The organism is Rossellomorea sp. ABR4_012, from assembly GCF_056159545.1.
This window is the reverse complement of record NZ_JBSWVK010000005.1, coordinates 288,311-300,373: the sequence shown is the minus strand read 5'-3', so window position 1 is coordinate 300,373 and position 12,063 is coordinate 288,311. Positions and strand designations below refer to the sequence as shown.

Here is a 12,063-nt window from a genome sequence, read left to right as displayed (position 1 = left end):
TCAATCCTAAAGGATACAGCGAACTTCTTATACGAAAAAGACCCATCCGCATTAACGGACGGGTCATAGTTTGGTGATGGATCAAACCGTATTCCGCTGATCCACCTTGCTCATCTTACCGGTATCGATCGAGTTTAGACGTTCCACAAGCTCAGTTCCAAACGGGGAAGGAGTTGCATTTGATTCGAGCACCGTATCTTTAAGTTCATATGCATTCGACCCGTGTTCTGTGAAATCAAGTCCTGATAATTCTTCTTCTCTTGATACCCGTATGCTGGAGAATCTGGTGACGATGAACAGGAATCCGCCCACTGTGACTGATGTCCACGTGATTACAGCGGCAATCCCCAGCGATTGTGCCGCGAGTAACGAAGCACCGCCACCGTAAAGTAATCCGTTTTGGATATCGAATAACCCGACAGCTGCAGTACCCCAGATTCCGCATATGCCATGAACTGCAATGGCACCTACAGGGTCATCAATCTTGAATTTCGAATCAAGTATTGTAACAGCCTCCACCAGTATGACGCCGGCAATGAGCCCGATGATGAGAGAACCTGCCAATGATACGTTCGCACACCCCGCTGTGATCCCTACTAATCCTCCCAATGCTCCATTCAAGGTTAAGGAAGGATCCACCCTTTTGAATCTGATTAACGTATATAAGGCTGAAGAGAGGATGGCTGCGGATGCTGAAAATAATGTTGTTGTGATGACGTGAGGTACCAGTTCAGGGTCTGCTGCCAAGCTGCTGCCTCCGTTAAATCCGAACCAGCCAAACCATAGGATGAAGACACCTAGAGCTCCTAAGGGGATATTGTGACCTGGAATGACATTTGCTTTGCCTTTGGAATATTTTCCAATGCGGGCACCTAAGAACAATACCGTGATAAGTGCCCCGACAGCTCCTGTTAAATGAACGACTGTAGATCCGGCAAAGTCAACAAACCCCATCTCCGAGATCCATCCTCCGCCCCAGACCCAGTGGCCGACAACAGGGTAAATAGCGCCTGTCATGACAATCGTCAATAAAATATAACTCTTCAGCTTCATGCGCTCGGCAACAGCTCCAGAGATGATCGTGGCACAGGTAGCCGCAAATACGGATTGGAATAGGAAAAAGCCGATATCTTCACGGCCTGCCAGAAAGAAGCTGTCAATTCCGACGACTCCACCGGCACTGCTGCCAAACATCAATCCAAAACCAATGATAAAAAAGAGTACAGATGCAATTGAAACGGTGAGGAAGTTTTTCATCAAGATATTTAGCGCGTTTTTTGCACGGGTGAATCCCGTTTCGACCATTGCAAATCCGGCGTGCATGAAGAATACTAGAAAGGCGGCAATCATGACCCACATAGAGTCCACAGAAGCTTGAACGGTTTCTGCTGATGGGGCAGCGGCCAGAGCGGAAGTACTAATACCAAGTGACAGAAGCAGCAATACAGAAATTTTTTTAATCAATGATATCCCTCCGATTAATAAATAATAGGTGTTTAAAAACGATTGTAGCTTTTTGTACGTTGTGATTTAGAGAGTAATTTATAAAACGGCTTGTTTTCCGCGTTCTCCTGTGCGGATTCGGATAACCTCTTCAACTGGATAGATGAAAATCTTTCCGTCCCCGACGGTTTCGGTACTGCACTGTTCCACTATCAAATCAATAATTCCTTCAACCTGATCATCGTCAACAACCATTTCTACTTTTACGCGCGGAACCAGATTGATTTCAAACTTATTTCCGCGAAAGATCCCTTGTTTTCCTTTTTGCTTTCCACATCCGGCTGCTTCAGATACCGTTAATCCACTAAATCCTCGATGAGTTAGCGCTTCACGTAATGAAATAAAAGCCTCTGCCCGAACGATTGCTTCCACTTTTTTCATGGATTTTCCTCCTTAAAGACTGTTTGGTTTTTGATGTTAGTTTTTATAACATCAATTTGTTATATTATTTATCATATTCAGAAAATAATAAAATATCAAGTGCTAATTTTGAGTGTAAGCGTTTTAATGTTAAAAAACCTTACATTAATTTTTGTGAAACAGGTAAATGATAAAAAAACGAGCCATTCAGAGTGAATAGCTCGCTTACGATTCTTGTATGCTTGATTCTTTTATGCCTTCTTTATGGCTGACAAAACCTTTTTTCATCCATACTCTGGAGCGCCAGCGCTTAAGCATGATCAATCCTCTCAGCCATTCATCTGCAATGAAGGATATCCAAATGCCGATAAGTCCGAGACCGAACCAGATACCGAGTATATAGGACAATGTGACACTGACACCCCACATCGAGAGGATGCCCATGTAGACGGGGAAGCGGACATCGCCTGTCGCCCTTAATGAATTGATGACGACAAGGTTGAAGCTTCTGCCGGGTTCAAGGATGATGGTTAAATAGATTAATATTTTTCCGAGTGTAATGATTTGTTCGTTATCGGTGAAAATACGTAAAAGAGGATCTGCGAATAGTGAAAAGATCCCCGCCATGGCAAGTGAAATAATAATGGCGATTTTCAAACTTTTTAAGCACCGGTCGTACGCATTTTCGTATTCTTTTGCACCTACCAGGTGGCCGATCAATATTTGTGTTCCCTGACTGATGGCTACACTGAACAAAAAGATGAACATCATTAAGTTCTGTGCATACACTTTTGTTGTTAGCGCATGGGTGCCCATGCTTGCGATGAAGTACGTAATGACCATTTGCGAACCATTATAAGATAAGTGTTCCCCTGCTGATGGTATCCCGATGCGCAGTAAATTCTTAATATGGGAAATAGGAAGAGTAAACAGCCTCTTAATCGGTAAAGCAGAAGGTATTCTTTTCATGATCACGATGATTCCGACAATAAGTCCAAGCAGCCTGGAAGTGATTGTTGAAATGGCCACACCTTCAACCCCTAAAACAGGAATGCCGAAAGGTCCGAAAATAAACAAGTAATTGCCGATCACGTTAATGATATTCATTCCGATCGTGATGTACATGGCATCTTTCGTGTAGCCGTAACTCCTCATAATTGAACCTGCAGTCATAATAAGCGCCTGTATAAATGCGAACCCACCTACGATTTTTAAATAGGATGACGCTTCATTCATCAAGGAATCAGGCAGATCCATGGAAGAGAGTATCGGTTTAGTGAAAAGGATCAACGAAAAACTGAGCAAAAGGCCGAATAGAAGGTTCACGGCAAGTGAAACGAGTGAAATCTCTCCCGCAAGTGTTTCCTCCTTGGCTCCTATATGCTGTGCCACAAGTATCGCTGTACCGGTAGCGACAAAGCCGAACATCACAATGATGAGTGACAGGATTTGATTGGATACTCCTACTGCAGCCACGGAATCATCCGAGTATTGGCTGAGCATCAGTGTATCGGCATTCCCCATGAGCATATGAAGAAAGATTTCGATGAAGATAGGCCATGTGAGGGCAAACAAGGTCATCTTTTTCGTTGTATTTTTGGTCATATCGTTACTCCTTGTTATGAAAAGTTCGAAATAAAAGAGAGAAGGGGACTAACTCATCATGCTAAGTTAGTCCCGCTATTTGCAAGGAATCAAGAGTTAAATGTGAAGGATGGCAAAACCGTACTCTTCAAGTTCAACTTCAATGGTTTCGGCTTCGGCAGCGAATTCTTCATCATTCCAAAGGTTAACGATCTTCTTGCCTTTTAAATCGAATGGCAGGGAGTAAGTTGTAGCCTCATCCTTGCAATTCAGAAGGATGAAGATTGTATCATCCCCATTCGATTTAGTGAAAGCGATGCAGCCTTCATGGAGTTCGGCCGGTAAGAAAGAGAGATTCCCTTCATTAGCTAATAAAGGATGGGTGCGGCGGAGCTCGATGTGCTTTTGAACATGACGAAAGAGCTCTTCGTTATGTTTTTCCCGTTCCCAGGGGAAGCATTTTCGACAGCCTGGGTCTTGTTCGCCGGTCATGCCGATTTCATCTCCATAATAGATACAAGGTGTTCCGGTAAATGACAGCATGAAGCTGTATATTTGTTTCAGCCTGCGAATATCCTCTCCACACTCTGTCAATATCCTCGGGGTATCATGACTCCCCACTAAATTAAAATTGACTTCATTTACGTTCTTTGGATACATGTGGATGACACTTGTTAAATTTTCAACAAATTGGGACGGAGAGATGGATTGTTTAGCGAACAGGTTAATCATGTTCGTCGTAAACGGATAATTCATGACGGCATCAAATTGATCCCCCCGAAGCCAAGGCATGGAATCGTGCCAGATTTCTCCCAGGATATACAAGTCAGGTTTAATTGATTTCACTTCTCTTCTGAAGTCCCTCCAGAACTCGTGATCCACCTCGTTTGCGACATCAAGGCGCCAGCCGTCGATATCGAATTCCTTCACCCAGTAGCGCCCGACTTCAAGTAAATAATCGCGTACTTCTTTGTTTTCGGTGTTTAATTTTGGCATCGAAGCTTCAAAAGCGAACGTGTCATAATTCGGCGGTGTGCTCTCAGTATTCAATGGGAATTCCTTTACATGAAACCAGTCGCGGTAAGGCGATTTTTCACCATTTTCGAGAACATCCTGAAAGTGTGAGAAATAAAAGCCGCTGTGATTGAAAACGGCATCCAGCATGACTTTTATTCCGTTTTCATGACATGTAGAGACTAATTCCTTCAAAGTTTTTTTTGTGCCGAATTGCGGATCGATTTCGAAATAGTCGATTGTATCATATTTGTGATTGGAATGAGCCTTGAAGATTGGAGTGAAATAAATCCCTGAGATGCCTAATTCTTTGAGGTAAGGGATGTTTTCGATGACCCCTTCCAGATCACCACCGAAGAAATTGATTCTTGAAGGTTCTGCGCTGTTCCATTCAAGTGTTCCCTCCGGATCGTTCTTTCTGTTGCCATTTGCAAATCGTTCAGGGAAGATTTGATACCAGACCGTGTCTTTTACCCACGAAGGAGCCTGAAAAACATCAATTGAATTTAAGAAAGGAAAACAAAAATAATCACCGATGTCCGATGAAGGATGACCGGAAAAACCTTTTTCTCCATAGAAGATTTCCTTATCCCCATCATTCAGGACAAAACCGTAACGGAGACGCCTGAAAGGAGGTTTCAATGAAGCGAACCAGTAATCAAATAGTTGATCGCTGCCTGACAAGATCATTTCTTTTTTATCATAAATCCACTCCCCGTTTTCCCAATGATAAGGGTCGCCGTGGAGGACAACTGCGGTTTTTATATCATTTTTTTTCGTTTTTATTCTGATATGGAGCTCTTCATTAGTGCAAGCGTATGCATAATTATCTTTTGGTCGATGATAAATCGCTTCTAGTAACATCCGTGAATCCTCCTTTTTGCATTTTCATTTAAAGAGTAGTCTACTCTCATAGTGTTGTCAATAAAACAAATCTTCAATGTGGAAGCGTTTTAGTATTTTCCTATAAAACTCAAAAATATTTAAAAAACTATTGCTAATTCATATTTAATTTGTATAATAGGAAATAGGTTGTGCAATCGCTTTCACACATAATTGTAAGCGGTGTCTATTGCACCGGAATCTAGTTATGTGTGCAAACGGTTGTACAATCGGGGAAATATTATTTTACCTATACTTAGGAGGGGTCAAGATGAAGAAAGCATTATCATTATTAATGGTAGTTATGCTTGTTTTAGGGGCGTTGGCTGCTTGTGGTCCTAACCGTGAAGAACAGTCTTCAGGAAACAAAGACAGCGAGAAAAAAGCTGACGTTGCTAACAAGCCTGAAAAGCTGGTTATCTGGGAAGATCAAGAGAAAACTGGATGGCTGGATGAAGTAGGTGCCAAGTTTACAGAAGAAACTGGTATCGAAATAGAAGTGAAAGAAGTAGAAATGGCTACTAAAATGAAAGAACAATTACGTCTCGATGGTCCAGCAGGAACAGGTCCTGACGTATTGACATTACCACACGATCAAATTGGTGAACTTGCTCTTGCAGGTCACATAGCACCATTAGAGGTTGAAGGAGAAATTGAAGACCGCTTCACTGAATCTTCAATGACAGCTCAAAGCTATGATGGAAAACTGTATGGTCTTCCAAAATCTTCTGAAACTCCAGTATTTGTTTATAACAAAGAATTGATGGAAGAAGCTCCAAAAACAATGGATGAAGTATATACATTCGCTAAAGATTTCACGAAAGATGGAAACTACGGTTTCTTAGCGCTATGGGATAACTTCTACTTCGCTCATGCGCCAATCGGCGGATTCGGCGGATATGTATTTGCTGAAAATGATGGAGCATTAGATTCAAAAGACCTTGGCTTGAACAATGAAGGTGCTGTAGAAGGTACTGAATACATTCAAAAATGGTACTCAGAAGGTTTATTCCCTAAAGGTATCATTGGAGAAAATGGCGGTTCTGCAATGGATGGTTTATTCGGTGAAGGGAAAGTTGCTTCCGTTATGAATGGACCATGGTCTTTCCAAGGCTACAAAGATGCTGGAATCGACATCGGTATTGCTGCTATGCCTAAACTTCCAAACGGAGAGCCAATGAAAACATTCATGGGTGTTAAAGGATGGCATGTATCTGGATACTCTGAAAATAAAGAATGGGCTCAAAAATTCATCGAGTTCATCACTCAAGACGAGTATGCTAAACTACGTTTCGAACAAACACAAGAAGTTCCAACAAACCAAGGGTTGATCGACGATCCTGCGATTGCTGAAAACCCAGGTGCCAAAGCGGTTGCTGAACAGTCACAATATGCAGTTCCAATGCCTAACATTCCAGAAATGGGAGAGGTTTGGGGACCAATGGCTGATTCACTTCAAACGGTTGTAACTGGTAAGCAAGAACCTAAAGCGGCTCTTGACGCAGCAGTGAAGCAAATCCAGCAAAACATCGAAGCGAATCATTCAAATTAATCAAGACCATAGCGGTACCTTCTCCGAATGGAGAGGTACTGCTATCCTTTTAAAGACCTATTCAAGGGCTTTAAGAGGAAGAAATACGTTTCTGCCTCCTAAAGCTCTTGAAGCTTAGTAAATAAGTTGAAGTATAGAAAGGGGACTACAGGATGGAGCAACAATCCTATCAATCAAAACATAGAAAAACAGCGCTGGCCCTTTCCATCATCCCGGGACTCGGTCAGTTGTATCATAAACAGTATGTAAAAGGCGGATTTTTCCTGATCATGACAGCCGCTTTTATCCTGGTATTCAGAGATTTGATCAGTTACGGTCTGTGGGGGATCACAACACTTGGAACGGACGTATCTTACGGAGATCATTCCATCTTTTTGATGGTGTACGGAATTCTTGCAATCATAGTTTTATTATTCGGAATCGGTTTTTATCTATTTAATCTTCGTGACGCATATGTAAATGGAGAGAAAAGAGATAGAGGGGAACAACTTAGCACGATCAGGGAGCAATACAGAAATCTAGTGGATAACGGATTTCCTTATCTGATCATGTCACCAGGATTCCTGCTTCTGGTGTTCGTAGTCATCTTCCCAATCATCTTCGTGGTCCTTCTGGCATTCACAAACTATGATCTTTATCATTCTCCGCCTGCAAAGCTGGTTGATTGGGTAGGGATTCAGAACTTTGTTGATATATTCAAGATTGATATTTGGAGAGAAACATTCATCACCGTTCTAGCATGGACGCTTGTGTGGACATTTGGAGCTACGACACTTCAGGTGTCACTTGGTATTTTCCTTGCTATCCTTGTGAATCAAAAGGATTTGAAAGGGAAAGCGATTATCCGTACAGTATTCATTTTACCATGGGCGATTCCTGCATTCGTTTCCATCCTTGTTTTTGCTGGTATGTTCAATGAATCGTTCGGAACAATCAACCGGGACATTCTCGCATTTCTGGGAATTGGAGAAATCCCGTGGATGACAGAGCCGATGTATACACGACTGGCCTTGATCTTCATTCAGACGTGGTTAGGGTTCCCGTTCATTTTTGCCATGACAACAGGCGTACTTCAATCCATTCCTGATGAATTGTATGAAGCTGCGACGGTTGACGGAGCTTCGATATTCCAAAAGTTCAAGAATATCACACTGCCGCTTGTGTTATTTGCAACAGCGCCGATCATCATCACACAATATACGTTCAACTTTAACAACTTTAACGTAATTTATTTATTCAATGGCGGGGGACCGGCTTTAACAGGACAGAACGCAGGTGGTACAGACATCCTGATTTCATGGATTTACAGCCTGACGATGACGTCCGCTCAATACTCCAAAGCAGCCGCCATCACATTGCTGCTATCGATCATCGTTATCACTGTAGCGATCTGGCAGTTTAAACGCACGAAATCATTCCAAGAAGAGGATATGATGTAAAGATGAATATGAAAAGACAGAAACTTATACGTTTAACATTTTCTTATTTGGCCATTGGTATTATGTTTGCGATCATCCTTTACCCTGTAGCCTGGATCATCGGTTCTTCCTTTAATCCGGGGCAGAGTTTATCAGGATCATCAATCATTCCTAAAAACGCTACGCTTGCTCATTATAAGGAATTATTTGACCTTGAACGAAGCAACTATCTGATCTGGTACTGGAATTCATTAAAAGTAAGTTTGTCAACGATGGCACTTACGGTTCTTCTGGTAAGCTTGACGGCTTATTCCTTCTCCCGTTATCGTTTTGCGGGACGGAAAAATGGGTTAATGACATTCTTGATCCTGCAAATGATTCCTAACTTCGCTGCATTGATTGCCATTTTCGTTCTCGCGTTGTTAACGGATCTATTGGATACTCATATCGGGTTGATCCTTGTATACGTCGGAGGTCAGATACCGATGAACACATGGCTGATGAAAGGATATTTGGATACAATTCCAAAAGAGCTGGATGAATCAGCAAAAATGGATGGTGCAGGACATCTCAGGATCTTTTTCCAAATCGTCATGCCACTTGCCAAGCCTATCATTGCGGTTGTCGCTTTGTTCTCATTCATTGCACCATTTGCAGACTTTATCTTGGCAAGTATCCTGCTGCGTTCTGAAAAAATGTACACGCTGCCGGTTGCTCTCTATGATATGGTTGCAAAGCAATTCGGTGCCGAATTTACAACGTTTGCAGCAGGTTCTGTGTTGATTGCTGTTCCAATCGCATTTTTATTCTTGTTCTTCCAGAAATACTTCGTTTCAGGATTGACGGCAGGGGGTACAAAAGGATAATCTTATAGGCGTTACTAACTATTGAGGAGGAGCGGAGATGAAAAGAAGAGTACTATCTCTCATTTTAGTCCCGTTTCTTCTTTTTTACGCCCTTCCGGTAGGTGCAGTTGAAAAAGAAGAACGAAAGTGGCAGGATGAAACAATTTATTTCCTAATGGTAGATCGCTTTAACAATGGTGATCCAACAAACGATAAAGATGTGGACACGAAGGATCCCAAGGCTTACCAGGGCGGTGATTTCCAGGGGGTTATCAATCGTTTGGATTATATCAAGGAAATGGGTTTCACTTCCATATGGCTGACCCCTGTCTTTGACAACCAGCCAAAAGGATATCACGGATATTGGATCACGGACTTTTATAAGACCGACGAGCATTTCGGTACGATGGAAACGTTTAAAAAGCTGGTAGACGAAGCACATAAACGAGATATGAAAGTCGTACTTGATTTTGTCGTGAATCATGTGGGGCCGGAGCATCCCTGGGTTGATGACCCTGCAAAAGAGGACTGGTTCCATGAGAAACAGCCAATGAACTTTTCTGACAAGGAAAGTGTCCAGAATGCATGGCTGTATGATCTTCCTGATTTAAACACAGAGAATCCAGAAGTAAGGGAATATCTTTTCGATGCTGCCAAATGGTGGATTAAAGAGACGGATGTCGACGGTTATCGTTTGGACACAGTACGCCATGTACCTCAAGATTTTTGGAGTGAATTCAGTAAAGAAGTTAAATCAGTGAAAGACGATTTCTATCTACTTGGTGAAGTTTTTGATCGAGATCCTCAGAAGATAGCGGAATATAATGATGTTGGGATCGATGGATTCGTTAATTTTCCCCAAGCTGAAGAATTACGTTCAGTGTTCAAAAAAACCGATACATCAATGGACCGATTGTTCAATTTCTGGAAGTACAATGAAACGTTCTATGAGGATCCCTACTTAATGGGGACGTTTATTGACAATCATGATATGGAGCGTTTTACCCGTTTATTGGTACAGGAAAATGTTTTCCCGGGCACCCGTTGGAAGCTTGCCTTAACGTATATGTACACAACTCCGGGAATACCGATTGTGTATTATGGGTCTGAAATTGCCATTGACGGCGGGGAAGATCCGGATAATCGCCGGTTGATGAATTTCAGGGCCGATAAAGAACTGGTTGACTACATTTCAACACTCGGTAAAGTTCGTCAGGATTATCCGGCTTTGACAAGGGGAACGATAGAGCCGTTGTATGAAAAAGATGGAATGGGTATTTATAAACGAACTTACAACGATCAGACGGTAGTTGTAGCCATCAATAATTCCAGTGAAACCCAAACTGTTGAACTTGATGAAGAAGTCCTTGCTGATAACAATGAACTCAAAGGGTTACTTTCAAATGACCTGGTAAGAAGTGATGAAAACGGCACGTATAAGGTCGCGTTGGATCGCGAAGAAGCGGAAATCTATCTTCTTAAAGCCAAAAGTGGACTGAACATTCCATATCTGGCGGCACTTGCTGCGGTTTATGTATTATTTTTATTATTTATTTACCTGGTGTGGAAACGTGGAAGGAAAAACCGCAAATCATAAGATAAAAGGCTCCTTTACGAGCCTTTTATAAGATTCTCTCAGTAATGTTGGAAGCGCTTTTATATTTACTCTCTGTTCGCACTTATTTAGTATTTTTCTTAACTTACCAAAAGCAATAATCTCTAAGAAACCATCCAATCACTTTTAAACAGAAGGGGGGAGGAACGATGGCTGTTACGATAAAAGATGTTGCGAAACTCGCAAATGTCGCACCATCTACCGTTTCACGCGTAATCGCAAATAACCCTAGAATCAGTGAAAAAACAAAACAAAAAGTCAGGGAAGCGATGGATCAATTAGGGTATCATCCTAACTTCATCGCAAGAAGCCTTGCCAATCAGTCGACAAGAGTATTAGGGCTTGTATTGCCAGGCTCTGCAAGCACCTTCTCACAAAACCCTTTCTTCCCTACAGTCCTAAGAGGATTGAGTGAGGGGGCACATGAGAAGCAATATGCCCTTCAAATGACGACAGGACAGTCGGAAGAGGAAATCTATGAAGGTGTCGTTCAAATGGTTCAAGGCGGACGAGTGGATGGAATCATCCTGCTTTATTCAAAAGTCGAAGATAAAGTAATGAACTATTTAAAAGATCGTAACTTCCCTTTTGTCATGATAGGGAAACCTTATAAATACTGTGAAGAAATCACTCATGTTGATAATGATAATTTCAGGGCTGCCAGGGAAGTAACGGATTACCTGCTCGGCCTCGGGCATGAATGTATCGGTTTTATCGGAGGGGACCTGAATCTTGTTGTTACAGTCGAGCGTTTATTGGGCTACGAGAAATCACTCAGGGATGCAGGTCTTGACTTGAAAGACGAATATATCATTCACGAAGAGTTTCTACGGGAAGGTGGAAGGGAAGCGATCAATGAATTGATGCAGCTTGAACACCCCCCGACTGCGCTTGTCGTAGCGGATGATTTGATGGCTTTAGGAGTACTGAATACTCTGGATGAAATGAATATATCTGTACCTGACGATATTTCCATCATCAGCTTCAATAACGTACTGCTAGCAGAAATGTCCCGTCCTCCATTGACTTCGGTTGATATTAATATATTCAACCTTGGCAATGAAGCGGCTAAAAGCCTGATTCAAAAGGTGGAAAATCCAAAGGACCCGATCAAGCGGATCATCATTCCTCATGAGATCGTGAAGCGGGCTTCGTGCAGCGCGAGAGAGATTCACGGATAAAAAAAGTGACCTGGGCTTGAGGTTTATGCCCGGTCATTTTTTTTTATGTAGAACTGTGCATATGGCCGATATTACAGATATTGCGCACCGTTGTCACCGATTATAAGGA

Annotated in this window: 9 protein-coding genes; 5 read left to right on the top strand and 4 right to left on the bottom strand. The window is 42.2% G+C overall.

The annotated features are described in order from the left end of the window. Positions 1-81: 81 nt before the first annotated feature. The 4 genes from ACXAFV_RS19645 to ACXAFV_RS19630 form a co-directional block, all read right to left on the bottom strand. Positions 82-1,464: an ammonium transporter gene (locus tag ACXAFV_RS19645; protein ID WP_475128942.1), complete on the bottom strand. Its 1,383-nt coding sequence runs from the start codon at positions 1,462-1,464 to the stop codon at positions 82-84. Between the two features lie 78 nt (positions 1,465-1,542). Further along, positions 1,543-1,884 (bottom strand): P-II family nitrogen regulator, encoded by a 342-nt coding sequence (locus tag ACXAFV_RS19640; protein WP_475128940.1) that lies wholly within the window; start codon positions 1,882-1,884, stop codon positions 1,543-1,545. A gap of 204 nt (positions 1,885-2,088) precedes the next feature. Beyond that, positions 2,089-3,468, bottom strand: coding sequence for an MATE family efflux transporter (locus ACXAFV_RS19635; protein WP_475128938.1), 1,380 nt, complete (start codon positions 3,466-3,468; stop codon positions 2,089-2,091). Between the two features lie 96 nt (positions 3,469-3,564). Further along, a complete protein-coding gene (locus ACXAFV_RS19630) occupies positions 3,565-5,325 on the bottom strand; it encodes an alpha-glycosidase (protein ID WP_475128935.1) in 1,761 nt (586 codons plus the stop codon). 289 nt (positions 5,326-5,614) lie between these two features. On the opposite strand from ACXAFV_RS19630, the gene ACXAFV_RS19625 reads away from it, so the two are divergent. The 5 genes from ACXAFV_RS19625 to ACXAFV_RS19605 all read left to right on the top strand — a co-directional run bounded on the left by ACXAFV_RS19625 (position 5,615) and on the right by ACXAFV_RS19605 (position 11,954). Next, on the top strand, positions 5,615-6,895 hold the full coding sequence (locus ACXAFV_RS19625) for an extracellular solute-binding protein (protein ID WP_475128934.1): 1,281 nt from the start codon (positions 5,615-5,617) through the stop codon (positions 6,893-6,895). A 152-nt stretch (positions 6,896-7,047) separates the two neighbouring features. Next, on the top strand, positions 7,048-8,334 hold the full coding sequence (locus tag ACXAFV_RS19620) for a carbohydrate ABC transporter permease (protein WP_475128932.1): 1,287 nt from the start codon (positions 7,048-7,050) through the stop codon (positions 8,332-8,334). Between the two features lie 2 nt (positions 8,335-8,336). Beyond that, complete coding sequence (locus ACXAFV_RS19615; protein ID WP_446246010.1) at positions 8,337-9,179, top strand: sugar ABC transporter permease; 843 nt, start codon at positions 8,337-8,339, stop codon at positions 9,177-9,179. A 37-nt stretch (positions 9,180-9,216) separates the two neighbouring features. Then, the gene (locus ACXAFV_RS19610) at positions 9,217-10,755 is read left to right on the top strand and encodes an alpha-amylase family glycosyl hydrolase (protein WP_475128931.1); all 1,539 of its coding nucleotides are present in this window, start codon (positions 9,217-9,219) and stop codon (positions 10,753-10,755) included. A gap of 167 nt (positions 10,756-10,922) precedes the next feature. Then, positions 10,923-11,954, top strand: coding sequence for a LacI family DNA-binding transcriptional regulator (locus tag ACXAFV_RS19605; RefSeq protein ID WP_475128929.1), 1,032 nt, complete (start codon positions 10,923-10,925; stop codon positions 11,952-11,954). Positions 11,955-12,063: the final 109 nt, after the last annotated feature.

What these genes read in the sequence shown, in the direction of transcription:
- ACXAFV_RS19640 (WP_475128940.1), bottom strand. Translation starts at nt 1,884, where the DNA reads ATGAAAAAAGTGGAAGCAATCGTTCGGGCAGAGGCTTTTATTTCATTA.
- ACXAFV_RS19635 (WP_475128938.1), bottom strand. Translation starts at nt 3,468, where the DNA reads ATGACCAAAAATACAACGAAAAAGATGACCTTGTTTGCCCTCACATGG.
- ACXAFV_RS19630 (WP_475128935.1), bottom strand. Translation starts at nt 5,325, where the DNA reads ATGTTACTAGAAGCGATTTATCATCGACCAAAAGATAATTATGCATAC.
- ACXAFV_RS19625 (WP_475128934.1), top strand. Translation starts at nt 5,615, where the DNA reads ATGAAGAAAGCATTATCATTATTAATGGTAGTTATGCTTGTTTTAGGG.
- ACXAFV_RS19620 (WP_475128932.1), top strand. Translation starts at nt 7,048, where the DNA reads ATGGAGCAACAATCCTATCAATCAAAACATAGAAAAACAGCGCTGGCC.
- ACXAFV_RS19615 (WP_446246010.1), top strand. Translation starts at nt 8,337, where the DNA reads ATGAATATGAAAAGACAGAAACTTATACGTTTAACATTTTCTTATTTG.
- ACXAFV_RS19610 (WP_475128931.1), top strand. Translation starts at nt 9,217, where the DNA reads ATGAAAAGAAGAGTACTATCTCTCATTTTAGTCCCGTTTCTTCTTTTT.
- ACXAFV_RS19605 (WP_475128929.1), top strand. Translation starts at nt 10,923, where the DNA reads ATGGCTGTTACGATAAAAGATGTTGCGAAACTCGCAAATGTCGCACCA.